We start from the raw sequence: 18,988 nt of genomic DNA, 5'->3' as shown, positions 1-18,988 counted from the left end.
TGACTTATCGCGGTGGGGAAAAGAAGCGCGATGCCGGCATCGGACGCGCTGCTGGGCTATCAAGCTTGCTGAGCGTGGGCGCCGAACTCGTCGTCGATGACGAGAATTCGCTGCTCCGCGCTGTCCGCAACAGCGGATAGGATGCGATCAACGACGCCGGGCAGCAGATTGTCCGGCGTCAGCTCGACGTCGCACCGACGCTCACGAGGGGGTCAAGCTTCCCTGACGATGCCGTTGACGAAGCGATCGAGCTCCTGCCTCACTCCATCGCAATTTTACCATCTACGCGAAGATTCTCGGACTTGAGCAGGGACATACGATTGCCGATCCAATCATACGCATCGTCTGCGGATGCTTTCTACGCTTTATCACCACCGATCGCGGTTTCACTCGAGGCAAGCGGAACAGCGGCGCCGCGCGTCGAAGCTAACCGTGATTTCATCGGCTTAGCTCCAACAATCGCTTCAAGGCCGGCCGGGTTGCGCATGCGCCGCCCCTAGGCTAACTGCGGCACTGCTGGTCAGGTTTTCGGTTTGCACCGGGGGTCCCCGCTCACCGAGCGCTGAGCATTTCGACGGTCTGATCGAAGCGGCAGTCCCGCTCCGCCCAACGTAGGAAGCTGACACGTTCCACAAGGATCTCTTTGGGAGTCGGCTCCTGCTGAAACAGCGCCATCACCTCGTCCGCGAACGCATCGAGGGGCATATACCCTTCACGGGTGGACTGACCGGGTGTGAGCTCCGTTTGGACGCCCGGTGGCGCCAACTCGATCACATCGACCTTGCCTTTGAGTTGCATGCGAAGGGACACCGTATAGGAATGCATCGCCGCCTTGGTGGCGCTGTAGGTCGGCGTTGCACTGAGCGGCACGAAAGCCAGGCCCGACGAGACGTTGACGATCGCCGCATCTGACTGGGCCCCCAGATGGTCGATCAACGCGTTTATGAGCCGAATCGGCGCGAGCAGGTTCGTGACGATGGTCTCTTCGGCGTCGCTGAGATCGCGGCTTCTCGTCAGGTCCTCGCGACGCATGATGCCCGCATTGTTGATCAGGACATTGAGCCCGGGGTGCTCGGCGACCACGCGCCTGGCAAAGGCGGTGATGGCCTCGGGATCTTCAACATCGAGTGTCATTGCGCACATGCGATCTCGGCCGGCGATCGTCTTCTCAAGCGCCTCCCTGCGCCGGCCCGCAACGATCACGGCATTTCCTAGCGCATTGAAGCGCAGCGCCAGCTCGCGCCCGATCCCGGAACCGCCGCCCGTGATGAGAATCGTGTTTCCGGCCATCTTCATTGGCATGCACTCCACTTGATCCGAGGGTGCCGGTCAGACGACGGCGCCATTCGAGAAGACCGTCTGTCCGCTGATCCAGGCGCCGTCCCCGCTGCAGAGTGCGGCGATTGTGTTGGCGATGTCGGAAGGCTCGCCGAGGCGGCCCATCGGGGTGCGATCGACAAAACCCTGAATTTGCTGTTCGGTCTTTCCAGCGGTGAAGAGGGTAGTGTTGACCAGCCCGGGAGCGACCGCATTTACGGAGACTTTGCGCGCGCCTAGCTCCTTTGCCAGGACGCTCGCGTACATGTCCTGGACTGCCTTGGTCGCCGCATAGGGGCCATAGGTCGGAGACCGAAGCTGGACGATGCTCGATGAAAGCGTGATGATGCGTCCACCGTCGCGCACGCGCCGCGACGCTTCGCGCAGCACGTTGAAGCTGCCTTTGGCATTGACGGCGAACATTCTGTCGAAATGCTCATCCGTCATGTCGCGGAACGGTGCCAATCGCATGATGCCGGCGTTGCTCACCACCACGTCGACACCGCCGAAGGCGCGGTCGTTCTCGTCGAATAGGCGGCGAACTGCGGCCGGATCGCTGACATCGGCCTGCACCCAGATGGCACGTCCGCCAGCGGCTTCGATCTCGCGAACGACGCCTGCGGCCAGGTCGCGGTTGGCCACGCAATTGACCGTGAGCGCGTAGCCGTCCCGCGCGAGACGCTTGACGGTCGCGGCGCCGATGCCCCGGGAAGAACCTGTCACCAGCGCCACCTTGCTGTTCGATACCTGCGCCGACCGAGTGGTTTGAGCGCTTGCCGGGCCCATCGCCATCATAGCGGGAGCCAGAGCCGCCGCTGTCAGCACAGTCCGTCGCGGCACATCGTTTCGTCCAGCCATCGGAGTTCCTTTCCTGCTCGGGAAAACTGTCGGGACGTTCCATACCGCTTGGGCCGGTTCGGAGCTTGCCAAGCTATGCGCAAAACTTGCCCAATCCTGCAGCTTGGGTGATTTTCGCTCGCGCCCCCGCTATGATCGATCCGGATCGCTGGAGAGACGCATGGACGCACTCAAACAGGCCGTACGGACCTATGCTACCGCCCACGCAAACGCTGACGGGCTTGCACCGACTCCCGTTCCTGGGCTGCGGATGATGTGCGTCGAGGCGACGCCCGGCGCTGGACCGGCCCGAAGCGACGCCGCTTCTGCACGACGGGATCATGCGGGAGCTGTATTACTGGCTGCTGTCGGGGCAGCACCGCGAGGCGCTGCGGGCCCTTGCCGATCCGGCCAGCTACGCGAGCCGTCTCGGTGCGGCGATCGCAATCCTGAGGGCGGAATACCGATCGTGCATCCGAGTCGAGCGGCTGGCGGCGGCGGCGGGCATGAGCCTCACCGCCTTTCACAAGTATTTCAAGCACATGACATCGCTCACGCCTGGGCAATATCAGAAGCGGCTCCGGCTAGTCGAAGCGCGCCGCCTCATGCTTGAACAAGGCTTCTCGGCAAGCAGCGCCGCATTCGACGTGGGCTACGAGAGCATCTCGCAATTCACTCGCGAATATGGCCGCCTGTTCAAGGCGTCGCCGAAGCGTGACGTCCTCCGCGTGCGAGACTGGCCAAAGAAGTCGAATGGAGCAATCCATCCAATTCCTGCTGCTCAACTGGTCGCGGAATGGAGCAGCGACACCAATAGTTGACATGTGAGTGTCGTTCGCATTCCTCAAGCGCCTGGGCGCGCGACAAGTTCGTTCGGAACCTTGGCCCATTGAGGACGCGATCGCGAAGCATCACGCGGCGGCGGTGTGTGCCAACCGGTGCGCCGAAATCGCCATCCACAGGCCAAGAGTCGCCGGGAGACCACCGATCAGGAACACGGACGAATAGCCCGAGTGATCGGCCAGCACGCCGAGGAGCGACTGTGTGTACCGAAAACCTTATCCGGGTTGATGACGTAATGGAATCGCCTAAGCTGACGGAATGATCGGGCTGCTCTGTTTCGTACTGGCCGTCTTGGCTTTGCCTCTCAAGTCGAAGAGCCGACTTGAAGCAGAGAATGCGGCGCTCAGACATCAGTTGATTGTCTTGAGGCGTACGATGCGGAGTCGCGTCCGGCTCACCAACGATGATCGCTGGTTCTTCATTCAGCTGTATCGCTGGTTTCCATCGATCTTGCAGGTCCTCACGATCATCCGGCCCGAGACGGTCGTGCGTTGGCACCGGGCCGGCTTTCGCGGCTATTGGCTTGGAAGTCGCGCCCGATCGGAGGGCGGCCGCCGATGGATACGAGGCTGCGCGCGTTGATCCGGCGGATCAGCGTCGACAATCCGCTGTGGGGCGCGCCACGCATCCACGGCGAACTGCTCAAGCTCGGGTTCGACGTCGCGCAGTCCAGCGTCGCCAAGTACATGGTGAAGCGACGCGGGCCACCCAGCCAGGGATGAAGCATCTTCTTGTGTAATCACGCGCCAGACATTGCCGCCATGGATTTGTTCGTTGTTCCCACCGTCGGATTCGATCTGCTCTATGCTTTTGTGATCGTCCGACTCGACCGCAGAGACCTGGTCTGGATCAACGTCACAGCAAATCCGACGGCGGAATGGGTTGCACGTCAAATCACGGAGGCATTTCCTTGGGATGAGGCTCCGCACCACCTCATCCGTGATCGCGACCGGATCTATGGCAGCGTCGTCACGCGCCGATTGCGCGCCATGGGCATCCGGGACAAGCCTACCGCACCAGCCTCGCCTTGGCAGAATGGCTTTGCCGAACGGCTGATCGGATCGATCCGGCGTGAGTGTTTGGACCACGTCATTGTTTTGCGCGAGGCGCATCCGCTCCTTGAACAAGGACGCGCCGATTTCTCGCCCGGTTCAGCGAACCGATGCGATCAGTTCACGCCCCATCCTGGGCGGACTTCATCACCACTACGCCCGAGCTTAAGTTTTCGGTACACACACGGCTCGCTTTGAGCATCGGAAAGAAAAGCGTCCAGACGACGATGGGCACCGCCCCGCCGTACGAGGTGCTCACGCGCCTTGCCGAATGGTGTTCTTCTTTAGCGCTTGAGACATGGGCGCGACAAATCCATACAAGAACAGGTCCACGATCATATCGGCGAATTCGGTCGGAGTTATGCCGCCGGCCGGGTCGAACCAAGTGTGGCTGAAATTCAGGATGCCGAACAGCATCATCGTGTAGATCTTCTTGGTCCGCTTGACGATCTTGCCTTCCTTGTCCAGCCGGATCAGGAGATCGGAGACGATATCGACGATCTGCCGCTCGAGCGACTTGATCATGGCCTGCTCGGATTCGCTCAAGAACGACAGGTCGTTCAGAATCAGCCGCTGCTCGTTCGATGAGCGGGCATTGAGCTCGACGATGGCGCGGATGGCGGCGCGAAACTGGTCGAGCGTCGTGGACTTGCTGGTGATCGCGGCTTCGACGTCCGCGATCATCTGCCGGACATGTGCATCGAGGATCGCGAACAGGATCGCTTCCTTGGATTGGAAGTAGTGGTAGAGGGCGCCCCGCGAAAGCCGGCACGCTTCGGCCAATTCAGCGATCGAGGCGCGCATGTAACCCTGCTGAGCAAACAGCTCGCAGGCGGCGGTCAGAATGCCATGCTGGATATCGTCGTAATTCTCAGAGCGAGTCCGCGCCATCGCAACCTTTAGTTCCGTCCGTGAATTCAGAGGAATCGAAATCAAATTCCCCTACTTTTTTGGTTACTTCCGACCCCGGCGAGGCGCAATGATATTCGGCCCGGAGAGCACGATATCCCGCGAAATCCAGCCAAAAATTATTTGAACGGCCGGCCGGATTATATTATATTGCGAGCAAATAGCAATTTGACCGGCGGATCCCACCGCAGGCGCTGCTTTGGGGAGGGATGTCGTGCAGAAACTCGAGCGAAATACCATTGCGATCGACGCTGTGGCGGGCGGACCTGACTGGGCCGCGCAACCCGCTCGCGGCGGCGATGTTTGCCGGGCGCGGCCTGCCTGCATGCTCTGATCAGGTAGCCTCCGGTCATGACGATCTCCACCCAGGCATCCCCGAGCAGCGATCCGGCTCCATTGGCGCAAGAGGGCCCGCTGGAATTCCGCAACATCCGCGTCGTCTATGACAACGCGATCGAGGCGATCCGCGACGTGAGCATCGCGGTGCCAGCGGGCGGCATCGTCGCCCTGCTCGGCTCGAACGGCGCCGGCAAATCGACGCTGCTCAAGGCGATGTCCGGGATCCTGTACACCGAGGAAGGCGAGCTCGAAAACGGCTCGATCAGCTTTCGCGGCGAGAGCGTGGGCCACCTTGCCCCGGACGAGCTCGTCCGGCGCGGCATCGTGCAGGTGCCGGAGGGCCGCCGCGTCTTCCCCGCGCTCACCATCGACGAAAACCTGCAGATGGGAGGGTACACGCGAAGCGCCGCCGAGACCCGCACACAGCGCGAGAAGGTGTTCGCCCTGTTTCCCCGCCTCTACGAGCGACGCGACCAGATCGCGGGCTACATGTCGGGCGGCGAGCAGCAGATGCTGGCGATCGGCCGCGCGCTGATGACAGGCCCGGTGCTGCTGGCGCTCGACGAGCCCTCGCTCGGGCTCGCGCCGCTGATCATTGACCGCATCTACGAGGTGATCGCGAAGCTGCGCAACGAGATGAAGCTGACAGTGCTGCTCGTGGAGCAGAACGCACAGCGCGCGCTCGACATCTGCGACTGTGCCTACATTCTCGAAACCGGACGGGTCGTGCTCGACGGCACGCCGCGCAAACTCAGCGCCAACGAAGACGTGCAGGAATTCTATCTCGGCGTGTCGGGCTCCGGCAGGAAAAGCATGCGTGATGTCAAGCACTACAAGCGGCGCAAGAGGTGGCTCTCGTGAGCCCCCCTGCTCTCGGTCGAAAACCTCAGCAAGAGCTTCGGCGGACTCAAGGCCGTCGCCGACATCAATCTGTCCGTGATGGCCGGTGAGATCTGCAGCGTGATCGGTCCCAACGGCGCCGGCAAGACGACCCTGTTCAACATGATCAGCGGCGTCCTGCGTCCGAGCGGCGGACGCGTCGTGTTCGACGGCACGGACATGTCCCGCGTATCGCCCCCGCGCTTCGCGGCCATGGGCATCGGCCGCACCTTCCAGAACCTCGCCCTGTTTAAGCACGGCACCGCCGTCGAGAACATCCTCACCGGCCGCCACACCCACCTTCGCTCCACCGTTCTCGATGCCGTGCTCTACTTCGGCCGCACGCGCAACGAGGAGATCGAGGCCCGGCGCTACGTCGAACGGATTATCGAATTCCTCGAGATCGAGCATATCCGCGACGCCGTCGTCGGCACGCTCTCCTACGGGCAGCAGAAGCGCGTCGAGCTCGCCCGCGCGCTGGCCTGCGAGCCGAAACTTCTGCTGCTGGACGAGATGGTGTCCGGCATGAACCAGGAGGAGACCGAGGACATCGCGCGTTTCGTGCTCGATATCCGCGACGACCTCGGTATCACCGTCGTCATGATCGAGCACGAGATGCGGATCGTGATGGACATCTCCGACCGCGTCCATGTCCTGAATTTCGGCCGCAAGATCGCTGGCGGCACGCCCGACGAGGTGCGGCGCGATCCGGCCGTCGCGGAGGCCTATCTCGGCGGACATCGCTCGCAGGCGCCGGCAAAGGCGGATTCCCATGTCGGTGCTTGATATGCTGCGGACGGTTCATTCGGCGCCATCTATGGATGCAAAGTGCGGTGCCGGCGCCCGCGAGGCAACATCACTCGCAGCACTGGAGCGCGCGCTGCAGAACGCGGCCATCACCATTCCGCAATTGCTGCGCGAGCGCGCAGCGCTGCACGGCGACGGGCTGGCGCTGCGCGAGAAGGAATACGGTATCTGGAACCGCTATTCCTGGCGCCACTATTACGAAACCGCCCGCGCGGTCGCGCTGGGCCTGCTCTCGCTGGGCATCAAGCCGGGCGACCGGGTGGCGATCGCGGGCGAGGATACGCCGGAATGGTTCTATGCCGACCTCGGCACCCAGATGATCGGCGCCATCGCGGTCGGCATCTATCCGACCAACCCGTGGGTCGAGCTGCAATATATCGTCCGGCACTCCGGCTCCCGCATCGTCGTCACCGGCGACCAGGAGCAGACCGACAAGGTGTTGGAGGCCATGGCGAAGGAGGGCGGCCTGCCCGCGCTCGAGGCGATCATCTGCATCGACATGAAGGGGCTGCGGCACTACCGCCAGGAGCAGCTCGTGTCGTTCGACAAGCTGTGCGAGCTCGGCCGGACCTATGCCGCCGAGCATCCGGAAGCGAACGCGACGCTCGACCGCCTGATTTCGCAGGGCGCGCCCGACGACACCTGCATCCTGGTCTATACGTCCGGCACCACGGGCCCGCCGAAAGGCGCGATGCTCACCAACCGCAACCTCATCTACTCGGCCTACACCTATGCCGGGGCGGTCGGCATCGCCGACAAGCAATTCGAATCCGTCTGCTATCCGCACGCGCTCGATCTCGGCACCGGCCGCGACGTCGTCCGCATCGGCTCCATCGGCGTGCGCACCGGCCAGATCGCCGTGATCGCGACCTTGGTGCTGCTGCTCGCCGGCATCTGGGCCTTCTTCCGCTACTCCAAATTCGGCGTGGCGATGCGGGCGGTGGCGGCCGACGACCGCACCGCGCTCTTGATGGGCATCATCATCGCGGAGAACGTGGCGATGATGAAGGAGCTGGAGAAGCTCAACGTCAAGCCGGTCACCGGCATCTTCTGGCCGGGCCGCATCGAGCCGTGCTGAAGCTGATTGGGCCGGCCGGCGACGGCATCTACGCGGTCGACTGTGTCGCGCCCTTCGCGAGCGAGGCCGGCAAGGCGTTCCTCGAAAAGGCCAGGTCGCTGGTGTCAGAGGCGGAGTTCAAAGGCATCAACCGCTACACGATGACCGGTTACGCCGCTGCCAAGGTGCTGATCGCCGCCATCGGACGCTGCGGCAAGGACCCGACCTGGGCCTGCACCGTCACTGAACTGGAGAAGACCTCGAACGTCGAAACCGGCGTGATGGCCCCCGTTAGCTTCGGTCCCGGCGTACGCTTCTCCAACCAGAAGCTGAAGATCATGCAGGCGGATTTCTCCAGCCTCAGCTTCAAGCCGGTCGACTAGGCCCACCGGCCGTCGAGACCCCGGTCAGCTTCCCCGGAATTGCGGGCGACGCTTGGCGGCGAAGGCAGCTATCCCTTCCCGCGCGTCGTCCGTTCCGGCAGCGACGACGATCGAATCGACCTCGGCCAGGAGCTGCTCCGCAAGGCCGGTCTCGAACGACTGACGCAGCATGCGGCGCATGGCGCCGAAGGCCCGCGTCGGGCCGGCGGCGAGCTTGGCGGCGATGCCGGCAGCCTCCGCCTCGACCGCCTCGTCGGGAACGAGTCGCGAGACCAGCCCGTAGTCAAGAGCCTCCTGCGCGGAGAGACGGCTGTTGAGCAGGAACAATTCCTGCGCACGTCTCAGCCCGACCATCCGAGGAAGAAACCAGGTGTTGCCGCCGTCCGACGTCAGGCCCAGCGCACCATAGCCGAGCGCGAACCGCGCATCGGCCGCGGCGATAACGATGTCGGCGACATAAAGCAGACCGAGACCGCCGCCGGCCGCGGCGCCGCGAACCGCAGCGACGACCGGGGCATCCATGCTCGTCAGCCGCTCGATCGCCAGATGATACGCGTCGATCATGCGGCGAAGCTTGTGCGGCAGCCGTTCAGGAGGGGTCCCTGCGAACAGGCTGACGTCGCCGCCCATGGTGAAGTTAGACCCGTTGCCCGAGATTATGACAGCACGAACACCGGGGATCTCGACGATCTGTGACACGGCCTCGGCCAGATCCTTGGCCATCTCCTCGTTGATGGCGTTGCCCTGGTCGGGGCGATTGAGGCGCAGCGTCGCGACGCCGTCATTGACATCGAGCAGGACCGTTCGCAATGGGCTGGCGGCATCGCGCCAGCGCGCCGTATCGGTGTATTGCTCAAGCGCGCGGATCCGTCCGTCTTCGAAGGTCAGGAGATGCGCAAAGGCCGCATCGAGGGCGGTGCCACCCTGCCTACCCTCGCCGCGATAGCGCCCCGTGACGAGCAGGCGGTCCGTTCCGATCTCGAGAAAGCGCTCGGGCTCGGCGCGCGCGGTGAAATGCCGGGCAATTCCTCCCCAGCCATTGCGCCGCATCGTAGATGGGCTCTCGTGCCGGCCGCCGATGCCGAACGGCATGCCTTCGGCGATCTGGCCGACGAACTCGGGATGAAGCAGGGCATCGAGCTGCTCCCGATCGCCCGCGGCGAGGGCCATGTAGAGAGACCGCGCCAGATCCTCGGTTGATCGTGCTTGCATTGGCGATGCCTCCTTCAATTTGACCCACTCTCCGACCGCTACATTCCGTTCACGGCGAGACCGCCGACTTGAACAGCAGGTGCGGCAGCCACAGCGACAATGACGGGAACGCCGTGATCACGACGATCAGCGCCAATATCGCGACGATAAAGGGAATGACGCCCAGCACGAGCTCCATCATCGCGATATCAGGCACGACTGATCGCAGCACGAACAGGTTGACACCGATCGGCGGATGGATGAGGCCGATCTCGATGACGAGCGCGAGCAGGACACCGAACCACACCGGATCGTAGCCGAGTGCCTTGACGATTGGAAAGAAGATCGGAACCGTCAGGAGGATCAGCGACAGGCTCTCCAGCACGCTGCCGAGGAGAATGTAGAGTCCCACCATGAGCATGATGACGCCGAACGGCGGCAGCCGGCTGCCGCCGACGATCCGCAGCAGGTCTTCGTGGATCCCGGTGAGATTGACGAACTCGCCGAAGATGCCGGCGCCCAGAATGATCGCAAACAGCATGCCCGAGGTCTTCGCCGTTTCGACCAGGATGGCGTAGATCTGCGCCGGGGTCAGCGACCGGCGAATCAGCGTCAGCGCCATCGCGGAGGACGCGCCGATGCCTGAGGCTTCGACCGCGGTGAACAAGCCGCCGTAGATTCCGCCCATGACGACGGCGAAGATGAGCGCGATCGGCCACAGCGAGCGCACGAGCTTGACGCGATCCTGCTTGGCGACGGGCTCGGCGAGCGGCGCGACCGCTGGATTGCGCCAGACCGACCATTGCACCGCGAGCACATAGGCGAGCATGGCCAGCACGCCGGGCACGATGCCGGCAGCGAACAGCATGCCGATATGCGTCTGCGTCGACACGCCGTAGACCACCATGATGATGCTTGGCGGGAGCAGAACGCCCAGCGTCCCGCCGACCGCGACGGACGCTCCGGAGAGTGAATCGGCGTAGCCGAATGCGCGCATCGAGGGAATGGCGACCCGCCCCATCGTCGCCGAGGTCGCGACGCTCGAGCCGCTCATCGCAGCAAAACCGCCGCAGGCGACGATCGTGGCCATGGCGAGACCGCCCCGACGCCGGCCGATGAACATCTGCGCGGCCTGGAACAGGTCGCCCGAGATTCCCGCCGCAGCGACCAGATTGCCCATCAGCACGAACAGCGGCAGCACGATCAGCGAATAGGACAGCGTGCTGCTGGTGGTGATGGTCGCCACCATGCTCAGCGCGGGCTTCAACCCGTTGAGCGCGACATAGCCGCCAAAGCCGACCACGGACAGCGCGGTCGCGATCGGCACCTGAAACAGGATGAACGAGAAGGCGATGAGGAAGCCCACGAGTGCGGCGATCACGACCGGGTCCCCTCTGCGGCGTGGGGCTGCGTTACGGGCCACAGCGCACGCCTGACAGCGGCGGCGGCGAAACCGACGGCTGTTACCGCGGCGAGCGCGCTCATTCCGGCAAGAACATCCACCAGCGGAATGCCGAGAATCGGCGACGCCTCACCATAGTCCATGGCGCGAAGCACCTGCCTGCCGACGCACCAGGCGATCAGCGCGAAGGCGACGACGCCGAACAGTGCTCCAATGAAACGCTGCAGGCGTTGTCCCACCGGGCCGACCTGGAGGAGGTCGACCGTGATGTGCTTCTCGCGGAAGCCGAGGATCGGGTAGACCAGGAACACCATCGCGGCGACCACGATCTCCAGCACCTCGGTCGCGGCGCTCAGCGGGCGATTGAAGAGATCGCGTCCGACGACGTCGACCAGGACGATCAGCATCAGGGCAAGCAGGCACGCCGCGCTTGCGGCTTCGAGCACCTGCTCGAAGCGTCGGGCAATGGTCAGCATCGCGCGCTCATTTGCTCGCGGCGGCGATGTCGGCGCGCAGGTCGTCGATCAGCTTCTGCGGATCCGCAACGCCCCGCTTGCGCGCCTTCTCGATCCAGGCCGTCTCGACCGGCTTGAGCGCCTGCCTGACCTCGGCGACGAGCTCGGGACTGGCGGTCTCGATCGACTTGCCGCCCTTGCGCATAGCCTCCCAAGTGACCCGGTCGCCATCCAGATAGGCGCGCCCGACGGCACGCGCGAACAGATCGCCCGAGATGCGCGTGATCGCGTCCTGGTTCTCCCTGGAGAGCGCGGCCCATTTGTCCTCGTTGATGCCCAGCGTCAGGATGGTATTGTAGAGCGCGCCGGGCACGATCGTCGCGTAGGGCAACGAGTCGATCAGCTTGAAGGAGCCGACGGATTCGGGAACGAGCAGCGTTCCGTCGATCACGCCGGAGGAGAGCAGTTCGTAGAGCTCCGATGCCGGCTTGGAGACGGGAACGGCGCCGAGCAGGTTGAGGCTCTGGGTCACGCCGGGCTGCGGGCTGCGAAGCTTGAGGCCCTTGATGTCGGCGAGCGCACGGATCGGGCGCTTGTTGTTGAAGAGCTGTCCGGTCCCGATGACGAACACGCTGAGTGGATGCACGCCCTTGTATTCGCCGTATTGGGCAAGGTGCGTCCGATAGAAATTGTTGACGACGGCGGCGTAGAGCTCGGCATTGTCGCACATGAAGGGAAGTTCGGCCACCTCCATCACGTCGAAGCGGCCCGGCGTGTAACCGTTGACGAAGATCGTGATGTCGGCCTGGGCATCGCGCGCGACGTCGAACTGGGCCGGCACGGAGCCGATCACCTTGGGCAGCATTTCGATCTTGACGCTGCCATTCGTGACCTTCGCGACTTCGGCGATCCAGGGCTCGACCACCTTCTCGCGCATCACGTTTCCGACCGGCAGCCAGTTCGAATATTTGAGCACGGTCGCGGCATGGCCGGGAGCGCCGCCGGCAACCAGCAGGCTCGCAGCCGCCAGCACAAGCACAACAAGTCGCACGAAATTCGCCAAGACCTTTTCCTCCCCGGTTCTTGTGCGCGACGGCCTTCGCTGAATGAAGGCCGTCGCGACAGGCATCATTTATAATCCGACGCGTTGGTCTATAAATGACATAGCCGTGCCGGCGGTGCAAGGCGGATTTTCCGCGCAGCGGCGCAAGCGGAGATTGGCGCTTCTCTTGCGGCGCTCACGCCCGACATAGCTTCGCCTGAGCTTGCGCGCCCGCTCTCCTGCCGCATCCTTCGGGAAGGAGGCCGTTGCTCGTTTCGCGATCGGGAGATGACGCTTGGGATGGCTCGCGGATAGCGGCAATGGCTGGCGCCGCCGCGGACAGTCGGGCTGCGGAAGCGCAGCCGCAATCGCGCTGCGCCACGCACATCTGTGTGCCAGCGCAGCGGCCGCCCGCGAAACGGAAGGCCTAGCCGGGATCAGCCGACGTTGCGGCTCTTGCCTTCCCAGTAGGACGCGCGCAGCTCATGCTTCAGGAGCTTGCCGGCACCGGACAGCGGCAGCGCATCGCGAAACTCGACGCTTGCCGGACACTTGTATCCGGCGATGTACTCGCGGCAGTGATCGCGCAATTCGGCGGGGGTCGCCTGCATCCCCTGGCGCAGCACGACCACGGCATGGACCTGCTCGCCCCAGCGCTCGCTCGGAATTCCGATCACGGCACAACTGGCGATGGCCGCGTGACGCGCCAGCGCATTTTCGACCTCAGCCGAGTACACATTCTCGCCACCGGAGACGATCATGTCCTTGAGGCGATCGACGATGAATAGATAGCCTTCGCTGTCGACATATCCCATGTCGCCGGATCGCAGCCAGCCGTCGCGGAACGCGTCGCGCGTTTCCTTCTCGCGATTCCAGTATCCCTGCATGACACCGACGCCACGCGCCACGATCTCGCCGACCGTTCCGACCGGAACCTCCGCGCCGTCAGCGTTGGTGATGCGCATGTCGACGCCCCAGGCCGGACGCCCTGCAGAGCGCAGGCGCGCACGCTCGGCCGGTTTCGAGGAGCGGTGACATGCCGCGGGCAGGATGGTGTACGGACCTCCCGTCTCGGTCATGCCGTAGCCCTGGTAGAAGTCGACGCTCGGTAGCGCTTCGAGAAGCCGGCCGAGCAGGCTCTCGTTGATCGGTGAGGCGCCATAGACGATCTTGCGCAGGCTGCTCGTGTCATACGTCGCGAAATCCACATGCTCGATCAGCCGCTGCAGCATGGTGGGAACCAGCAGCGTGAAGGTCGTCCGTTCATGCGATATCGCGTGCAGCACCTTGGCGGGATCGAACGATTCGACATAGACGGATCGGCAGCCGCGCACCAGGGCACGGATGAGGATGCACATTCCGGCCTGATGGAAGATCGGCGAGACCGCGAGGATCACCTCGTCATCGGCATAGTTGACGTCAAGCAGATTGCAGATCGCGTTGCCGATAAGCGCATTGTGGCTCAGCATGACGCCTTTCGGGAAGCCCGTCGTTCCGCCCGTATAGAACACGCCAGCGAGGTCCTCACCACCGCGCCGGACGTCGGGTTGCGGTCGCGCATCCTTCATCAGTTGCCCGGCGTGCAGCGTCCCTTCCGGAGCAGTATCGCCCTCGCCCACATAGATGATGGTCCGCAGCGAGCGGCTGCGGGAGCGAAGCTCGCCGCACCAGGACGCAAAGTGATCGTCGACCAGCAGGATGCGCGTGTCGCAATCATCGAGGGAAAACGCAACCTCGGCGGCACTCCAGCGCGTGTTGGCCGGATTGAGCGCACCCCCGCCCCACCAGACGCCGAGCATATATTCGAGATAGCGGTCGGAGTTGAGAGCGAGCATCGCGACGCGGTCGTTCTGCGCCATTCCCGCATCGCGCAGCACCGCAGCCAGGCGCGCCGTGCGATCCGCGAGCTGGCGCCAGGTCTGGCGACGATCGCCAAAGACGGTCGCCACGGCATCCGGCCCACGGCGCAACTGCCGGTGTAATCCCTCGGTTAACTGAAGCTCCATTTCTTCCCTACTCCCGCAGACATTCAGGTCGTTGGCCTGTGCCGGCCTGCGTTGTGATTATCTTATAACAATCCGACACGTCGGATTATTAAGTCAATGAAAAATGGTTGGTCAAGCAGGAGAGGAGCCAGTTGCGAAAGTTCTCGCGACCTCATCGAACTTGCGATCAACCAAAGCGCGCAAGCGCCAACTGCAATCGACAGCGGCAACGCTGTGTCCCGTACCGACCTATCATGCGGCCCGTCATAGAATCGCGCCGCCTTCTTGATTGCCGGGCATCCTGGTCCTGGCAGACCCTCCGGAGCAGGATCAAAGCGTGCGCGCCGGAGATCGCCGTTCTCAGATGAGAAAGGAGACCGTGTAGATCGCCTTGTTGTTGTTGACGAGCACGACCTTCTTGTAAGTCATCTTCAACTCGCCCTGCACCCGACGCAGCCTGTAGACGCATCGCGCGGCCCACATCGTGTCACCGCGCAGGTTGGTCTCGAAGATCTGCGAATTGCAGGCGACGCCGATGTCCGCGCCGTCCGCACGCAGCAATTCGACGTTCGCAATGATCCTAGCAAGCTGGGATGGCGGCGTCTGGGAATGACGCCGGCCGGTCTTCAACTGACGAATGCGCAGCGCAATGCGGGAGCGGTTGTCGTAGATGAGCGACATCTCGCGCTCCGGATCGGTGTCCGTGCCGTTGGCAGGAACCCAGTACACGCCGTCGTCGGTCCAGAGGGATTCCCACGCATCATATTCGTGCGTGTCCTGAAGCCTCGCCTCCCGATAGAGAAATTGCGTCACCTCGTGATGCAGATCGTGGTCGAAGGTCGTGGCGTAGGACAATTCCTTGCCCGTCCATTCCTTCAGGATATCGGGCTGGGCGATCGTTTCGGTCATGGCATTCATGTCAGCGCGCTTCCATCAGAGAACGGTAATGCTTCCAGATTTCCCGCGACGGCAGGTCGTCGGTCGAATGGCCGATGAGATAGCCATCCTCGTCGCGCCGCTCGCGGTGCTCACCGCGCTTCAGGTAGAGATATTCGGGATTCCTGATCTCGAGCCCGCGCTGGTTGCGCTCGTACATCTCGGTGTCATCCGCGAGCAGGAAACCGGCGGGCCCGACGGAGCCCATGGTCTGCTGCCGCAGCCTACGATTGATCTCCGGCGAGTCCTTGAACTGGATCGCCGTCACGTGCTGGATCGACTCGGTCGCGGACACCGGCTGGATCACGAAAATCTGGATCTCGGCGATGAACAGGTTGGGGAAGATCATGACATGGGGCATGCCATCGATCATGATCTCCCGGGCGCGCTGCTCGCCATAGGCCGCGTTCATCTGCGCGACGTAGTCGGGCAGCTTGTCGGCGGTGGTGCCGAACCAGCTCATCGGCTTGTCGCGGCGGCGGAATTCCGGGCGCGGATCGACTTCGGTGTGGCCATTGCCGAAACCGCGGGTGATGGCGACGGCATCGGCGCCATAGAGCGAGCCGATCGCACTATCGGCGACCGAGAAGATCGACGAATGGACGAAGCCTGGATGATAGCCATCGCACTCGTTCTCGAGGATGAACTTCCAGTTGGCGCGGGTGCGGTGATGCAGAAATCCCGCGCTGAGATCGAGCTCGCCGGTCGGTGAGTTGTCGCAGGCCTGATCGAGCGTGCGCGCAGCTCCGCCCAGATGTTCGGCCAGCGTCTGCCCTTCCGTCGCCATGGAGGCGAACACGAAGCCGCGATAGCTCGCCACCCGCGGAACCTTCGAGAGACCAAGCTTGGACTTGTCGGCGCCGTTATAGCCTTCCGGAAACGCGTAGTTCATCAACGTGCCGTCGTTGGCGAACGTCCACGAATGGTAGGGACAGGTGAACGACGTGCGGTTGCCTTTCTCTTGCACACACACCGCATTGCCCCGGTGCGGACAGCGGTTGAGCAGGAGATCGATGTCGCCCTTGCGGTTCCTCACCATCAGGACCGGCATTGGGCCGATCGACTTGGTTACGAAGTCGTTCTTGTTGGGAACCTCGCTTTCGTGGCCGACATAGACCCAGGTCTTGAACCAGATCTTCTCCAGTTCCTCCTTGAAGATCATGTCGTCATAATAGAGCGACCCGTGCACCATGCCGGGCTGGATCAGATCACCCCACTGGGTTCGACGGCTCGTCTCCATTCGCGCGCTCCTCATCGACAGCGGGCCGTTTCTGAGCCCTTTTAAAAAACCGGACAACCGGTTTATAAATCTGGACGACGCGGACTGTCAATCCCAAAGACCGACGCGTAAGACGGGCATCAAGGCAGGCGCGAGCGCCCTTCGCCATCAACCTTGTCGAGGAGATACGATTGAGCAGGATCATCATCGTCGGCGCCGGCCAGGCCAGTTTCGCCGTCGCGGCGCGGTTGCGGAGCAAAGGCTACGACGGCGAAATAGCCCTCATTGGCGACGAGTCGGATCCGCCCTATCAGCGGCCGCCGCTGTCGAAGAAATACCTCACCGGGGAGATGTCGCGCGATCGGCTCTATTTCCGGCCGCTGGACTTCTACGCCGATAACAGGATCGATCTGCGCACGGCGGCCAATGTCGAGGCGATCGATCGCCACGACCGGTCCGTGCGCGTCGAGGGCAAGCGGATGGCTTACGACGTGCTGGTGCTCGCGACCGGCGCGCGGCCGCGACGGCTACCCGCGTCGATGGGGGGCGAGCTCACGAACGTCCACTACGTGCGCACGCTCGCCGACATCGACGCGCTTGCGCCCGAATTTCGGCCCGGGGCGAAGCTGCTGATCGTGGGGGGCGGCTATATCGGGCTCGAGACGGCCGCGGTCGCCGCAAGCCTGGGCCTGACGACGACCGTGATCGAAGCGAGCCCGCGCATTCTCCAGCGTGTCGCCTCACCGGAAACAGCAGCGTTCCTGCGGCAGATGCACTGCGAGCGCGGCGTCCGGCTGATCGAAGGAACCGGGCTGAAGCGTCTGGTCGGTAACGGCCGCGCCGTCACGGCGGAGACCGATGACGATCATCGGCTCGACACCGATTTCGTCGTCGTGGGCATCGGCGTCGTTCCGGAAACACGTCTTGCCGTGGCGGCCGGACTGACGGTCGACAACGGAATCCAGGTCGATGCTCAGGGCCGCACGTCCGACCCTTCGATCTTCGCGGCCGGCGACTGCGCCTCGTTTCCGCACCGTGGCGAGTATCTTCGCCTGGAGAGCGTGCCGCACGCGATCGATCAGGGAAACGCCGTCGCCGACGCCATCATGGGCGCTTCGACGCCCTATACGGCGAAACCATGGTTCTGGTCGGATCAGTACGAGCTCAAGCTGCAGATCGCAGGCCTGAACACCGGCTACGATCGCGTAATCGAACGCGCGGGAACGAGGCCGGGCGCGGCATCATTCTGGTATTTTCGCGGGCCGCAGCTCCTTGCGGTCGACGCCGCCAACGACGCGCAGGCCTATGTGGTGGGCAAGCGATGGATCGACTCCGGCCAATCACCCGAGCCAGGCGATATTGCCGATCCGTCGAAGCCGCTGAAGGAGATCGCCGCGCGGTGAGCCGGCGGCGGAAGCACTTGCAGTCAGCCGGCTAGCTCGCGTCGTCGGCGACGAGCCGCGCGCGCGAACGGCGTCCCGGGCTGCGGGCCTGCTCCGGTTTCTCGGCCAGGAATCCGCGAAGGTACAGTCGCGAGATTCGATCGCAGAGCTCGTCCGGCTTGATCTTGCCGGAGGGCCTGTACCAATAGTCCGTCCAGTTCAGCATGCCGACCAGCAGCATCGCGTACGGCGTGTACACCTCGTCCGGCAGGCCCGGATTGAGCTCGCGGAGCAAAGCGCCGATCGCTGCCGTGACCTTGCGTTCGAGGTTCAGGATCTGCGTCTGCTTTGCCGTCGGCAGGAACTTGACGTCGTTCATTGCGCTGACATGGCGCTGACGCGACCGCGTCGATTTCGTCACGAAGACCTCGACGAAGCGATAGAAGCGCTGCTTCGGCGAGCTGGCCGCCGCGAATGCTGCCTCGACCTCGGCCAGCAGCCGCTCGAGGTGCTCGCGCAGCAGTGCCTGAAGCAAATCGTCTTTGGTCGGGAAGTAGTGATACAGCATCGACTTGGTTGCACCACAAAGCTTTGCGACATCCCGCAGCTTGGCACTGGGATATCCGACCTTGGCAAAGAGCGCTGCCGCGCTGTCCAGGATCGCCTGATACTTCGTGTCGTAATCGTCTGCACGCACCCGCGGCATCTTGATGTTCCTGTCTTCCTCGCGCTCGCCGTTGTCGCGATCGCTCCTCATTGGTGACGATCGTCCTGCGTGCATTCGGTGTGGTCAGCACACAGCTCGCAAAACCGAACATACGGCCTTTCCTGCCCGACGCCTAACGAAGCTGCGCCTACGCCCGTAAGCGGGCAATTCTACCATGCGTTGAGCCTCACCACCCGCGATCCTGCGCGGATCGGGAATGTTTCATATCACCCGATTCTGCCACATC

Annotated in this window: 19 protein-coding genes and 2 pseudogenes; 10 read left to right on the top strand and 11 right to left on the bottom strand. The window is 63.4% G+C overall.

Annotated elements, in window-relative coordinates; genetic code table 11:
- Positions 1 to 38 precede the first annotated feature (38 nt).
- Positions 39 to 224, top strand: a pseudogene (locus AC5ZG5_RS31600) (TrbI/VirB10 family protein); the annotation flags it as partial.
- Between the two features lie 38 nt (positions 225 to 262).
- Positions 263 to 430, top strand: a pseudogene (locus AC5ZG5_RS31595) (DUF2274 domain-containing protein); the annotation flags it as partial.
- Positions 431 to 552: 122 nt separating this feature from the next.
- On the opposite strand, the gene AC5ZG5_RS31590 reads toward AC5ZG5_RS31595, so the two are convergent.
- Both AC5ZG5_RS31590 and AC5ZG5_RS31585 read right to left on the bottom strand, forming a co-directional pair.
- Positions 553 to 1,296 (bottom strand): SDR family oxidoreductase, encoded by a 744-nt coding sequence (locus tag AC5ZG5_RS31590; RefSeq protein WP_456645114.1) that lies wholly within the window; start codon positions 1,294 to 1,296, stop codon positions 553 to 555.
- A 33-nt stretch (positions 1,297 to 1,329) separates the two neighbouring features.
- Positions 1,330 to 2,175, bottom strand: a complete 846-nt coding sequence (locus tag AC5ZG5_RS31585; RefSeq protein WP_456645113.1) for an SDR family oxidoreductase — start codon at positions 2,173 to 2,175, stop codon at positions 1,330 to 1,332.
- A gap of 320 nt (positions 2,176 to 2,495) precedes the next feature.
- On the opposite strand from AC5ZG5_RS31585, the gene AC5ZG5_RS31580 reads away from it, so the two are divergent.
- The 3 genes from AC5ZG5_RS31580 (at position 2,496) to AC5ZG5_RS31570 (ending at position 4,247) form a co-directional block, all read left to right on the top strand.
- Positions 2,496 to 2,975, top strand: a complete 480-nt coding sequence (locus AC5ZG5_RS31580; protein ID WP_456645112.1) for a helix-turn-helix transcriptional regulator — start codon at positions 2,496 to 2,498, stop codon at positions 2,973 to 2,975.
- A 579-nt stretch (positions 2,976 to 3,554) separates the two neighbouring features.
- Complete coding sequence (locus tag AC5ZG5_RS31575; protein WP_456645111.1) at positions 3,555 to 3,719, top strand: hypothetical protein; 165 nt, start codon at positions 3,555 to 3,557, stop codon at positions 3,717 to 3,719.
- Between the two features lie 39 nt (positions 3,720 to 3,758).
- On the top strand, positions 3,759 to 4,247 hold the full coding sequence (locus AC5ZG5_RS31570) for an integrase core domain-containing protein (protein ID WP_496165485.1): 489 nt from the start codon (positions 3,759 to 3,761) through the stop codon (positions 4,245 to 4,247).
- A 57-nt stretch (positions 4,248 to 4,304) separates the two neighbouring features.
- Here the strand turns inward: AC5ZG5_RS31570 and AC5ZG5_RS31565 are convergent, their stop codons facing one another.
- Positions 4,305 to 4,940, bottom strand: coding sequence for a TetR/AcrR family transcriptional regulator (locus AC5ZG5_RS31565; protein WP_456645109.1), 636 nt, complete (start codon positions 4,938 to 4,940; stop codon positions 4,305 to 4,307).
- Between the two features lie 369 nt (positions 4,941 to 5,309).
- On the opposite strand from AC5ZG5_RS31565, the gene AC5ZG5_RS31560 reads away from it, so the two are divergent.
- The 4 genes from AC5ZG5_RS31560 to AC5ZG5_RS31545 are packed head-to-tail and all read left to right on the top strand — an operon-like array spanning position 5,310 to position 8,423.
- The gene (locus tag AC5ZG5_RS31560) at positions 5,310 to 6,158 is read left to right on the top strand and encodes an ABC transporter ATP-binding protein (protein WP_456645108.1); all 849 of its coding nucleotides are present in this window, start codon (positions 5,310 to 5,312) and stop codon (positions 6,156 to 6,158) included.
- A 6-nt stretch (positions 6,159 to 6,164) separates the two neighbouring features.
- Positions 6,165 to 6,962 (top strand): ABC transporter ATP-binding protein, encoded by a 798-nt coding sequence (locus AC5ZG5_RS31555; protein ID WP_456645143.1) that lies wholly within the window; start codon positions 6,165 to 6,167, stop codon positions 6,960 to 6,962.
- A complete protein-coding gene (locus AC5ZG5_RS31550; protein ID WP_456645107.1) occupies positions 6,949 to 8,061 on the top strand; it encodes an AMP-binding protein in 1,113 nt (370 codons plus the stop codon). Before AC5ZG5_RS31555 ends, AC5ZG5_RS31550 begins: the two co-directional genes overlap by 14 nt.
- Positions 8,055 to 8,423, top strand: a complete 369-nt coding sequence (locus tag AC5ZG5_RS31545) for a type 1 periplasmic-binding domain-containing protein (RefSeq protein ID WP_456645106.1) — start codon at positions 8,055 to 8,057, stop codon at positions 8,421 to 8,423. Before AC5ZG5_RS31550 ends, AC5ZG5_RS31545 begins: the two co-directional genes overlap by 7 nt.
- Before the next feature lie 24 nt (positions 8,424 to 8,447).
- Here AC5ZG5_RS31545 and AC5ZG5_RS31540 read toward each other — a convergent pair whose 3' ends face one another.
- From AC5ZG5_RS31540 to AC5ZG5_RS31510, 7 genes are all read right to left on the bottom strand, one after another.
- Positions 8,448 to 9,635 (bottom strand): enoyl-CoA hydratase-related protein, encoded by a 1,188-nt coding sequence (locus AC5ZG5_RS31540; protein ID WP_456645105.1) that lies wholly within the window; start codon positions 9,633 to 9,635, stop codon positions 8,448 to 8,450.
- A gap of 49 nt (positions 9,636 to 9,684) precedes the next feature.
- Positions 9,685 to 10,995 carry a TRAP transporter large permease gene (locus AC5ZG5_RS31535; RefSeq protein WP_130226829.1) on the bottom strand — a complete coding sequence of 437 codons (1,311 nt, stop codon included), beginning with the start codon at positions 10,993 to 10,995 and terminating at the stop codon, positions 9,685 to 9,687.
- The gene (locus AC5ZG5_RS31530; RefSeq protein WP_456645104.1) at positions 10,992 to 11,492 is read right to left on the bottom strand and encodes a TRAP transporter small permease; all 501 of its coding nucleotides are present in this window, start codon (positions 11,490 to 11,492) and stop codon (positions 10,992 to 10,994) included. The genes AC5ZG5_RS31535 and AC5ZG5_RS31530 overlap by 4 nt, the downstream gene beginning before the upstream one ends.
- A gap of 7 nt (positions 11,493 to 11,499) precedes the next feature.
- Entirely contained in the window at positions 11,500 to 12,534 is a 1,035-nt protein-coding gene (locus tag AC5ZG5_RS31525; protein ID WP_456645103.1) for a TRAP transporter substrate-binding protein, read from the bottom strand.
- 416 nt (positions 12,535 to 12,950) lie between these two features.
- Positions 12,951 to 14,519, bottom strand: a complete 1,569-nt coding sequence (locus AC5ZG5_RS31520; protein ID WP_456645102.1) for an acyl-CoA synthetase — start codon at positions 14,517 to 14,519, stop codon at positions 12,951 to 12,953.
- 339 nt (positions 14,520 to 14,858) lie between these two features.
- Positions 14,859 to 15,416, bottom strand: a complete 558-nt coding sequence (locus tag AC5ZG5_RS31515) for an aromatic-ring-hydroxylating dioxygenase subunit beta (protein WP_245474780.1) — start codon at positions 15,414 to 15,416, stop codon at positions 14,859 to 14,861.
- Between the two features lies 1 nt (position 15,417).
- Complete coding sequence (locus AC5ZG5_RS31510) at positions 15,418 to 16,674, bottom strand: aromatic ring-hydroxylating oxygenase subunit alpha (protein ID WP_456645101.1); 1,257 nt, start codon at positions 16,672 to 16,674, stop codon at positions 15,418 to 15,420.
- A 170-nt stretch (positions 16,675 to 16,844) separates the two neighbouring features.
- Here AC5ZG5_RS31510 and AC5ZG5_RS31505 point away from each other — a divergent pair, with 170 nt between their 5' ends.
- Positions 16,845 to 18,056 carry an NAD(P)/FAD-dependent oxidoreductase gene (locus tag AC5ZG5_RS31505; protein ID WP_456645100.1) on the top strand — a complete coding sequence of 404 codons (1,212 nt, stop codon included), beginning with the start codon at positions 16,845 to 16,847 and terminating at the stop codon, positions 18,054 to 18,056.
- A 31-nt stretch (positions 18,057 to 18,087) separates the two neighbouring features.
- Here the strand turns inward: AC5ZG5_RS31505 and AC5ZG5_RS31500 are convergent, their stop codons facing one another.
- Positions 18,088 to 18,792 (bottom strand): TetR/AcrR family transcriptional regulator, encoded by a 705-nt coding sequence (locus tag AC5ZG5_RS31500; RefSeq protein ID WP_456645099.1) that lies wholly within the window; start codon positions 18,790 to 18,792, stop codon positions 18,088 to 18,090.
- Positions 18,793 to 18,988: the final 196 nt, after the last annotated feature.

It is taken from the genome of Bradyrhizobium sp. Ses1 (assembly GCF_059512365.1).
This window is presented reverse-complemented; position numbering and strand designations above follow the sequence as displayed.

Excerpts from the sequence above, each read along its gene's own strand:
- AC5ZG5_RS31590 (WP_456645114.1), bottom strand. The coding sequence starts at position 1,296 with ATGAAGATGGCCGGAAACACGATTCTCATCACGGGCGGCGGTTCCGGG.
- AC5ZG5_RS31585 (WP_456645113.1), bottom strand. The coding sequence starts at position 2,175 with ATGGCTGGACGAAACGATGTGCCGCGACGGACTGTGCTGACAGCGGCG.
- AC5ZG5_RS31580 (WP_456645112.1), top strand. The coding sequence starts at position 2,496 with ATGCGGGAGCTGTATTACTGGCTGCTGTCGGGGCAGCACCGCGAGGCG.
- AC5ZG5_RS31575 (WP_456645111.1), top strand. The coding sequence starts at position 3,555 with ATGGATACGAGGCTGCGCGCGTTGATCCGGCGGATCAGCGTCGACAAT.
- AC5ZG5_RS31570 (WP_496165485.1), top strand. The coding sequence starts at position 3,759 with ATGGATTTGTTCGTTGTTCCCACCGTCGGATTCGATCTGCTCTATGCT.
- AC5ZG5_RS31565 (WP_456645109.1), bottom strand. The coding sequence starts at position 4,940 with ATGGCGCGGACTCGCTCTGAGAATTACGACGATATCCAGCATGGCATT.
- AC5ZG5_RS31560 (WP_456645108.1), top strand. The coding sequence starts at position 5,310 with ATGACGATCTCCACCCAGGCATCCCCGAGCAGCGATCCGGCTCCATTG.
- AC5ZG5_RS31550 (WP_456645107.1), top strand. The coding sequence starts at position 6,949 with ATGTCGGTGCTTGATATGCTGCGGACGGTTCATTCGGCGCCATCTATG.
- AC5ZG5_RS31540 (WP_456645105.1), bottom strand. The coding sequence starts at position 9,635 with ATGCAAGCACGATCAACCGAGGATCTGGCGCGGTCTCTCTACATGGCC.
- AC5ZG5_RS31530 (WP_456645104.1), bottom strand. The coding sequence starts at position 11,492 with ATGCTGACCATTGCCCGACGCTTCGAGCAGGTGCTCGAAGCCGCAAGC.
- AC5ZG5_RS31520 (WP_456645102.1), bottom strand. The coding sequence starts at position 14,519 with ATGGAGCTTCAGTTAACCGAGGGATTACACCGGCAGTTGCGCCGTGGG.
- AC5ZG5_RS31515 (WP_245474780.1), bottom strand. The coding sequence starts at position 15,416 with ATGAATGCCATGACCGAAACGATCGCCCAGCCCGATATCCTGAAGGAA.
- AC5ZG5_RS31510 (WP_456645101.1), bottom strand. The coding sequence starts at position 16,674 with ATGGAGACGAGCCGTCGAACCCAGTGGGGTGATCTGATCCAGCCCGGC.
- AC5ZG5_RS31500 (WP_456645099.1), bottom strand. The coding sequence starts at position 18,792 with ATGAGGAGCGATCGCGACAACGGCGAGCGCGAGGAAGACAGGAACATC.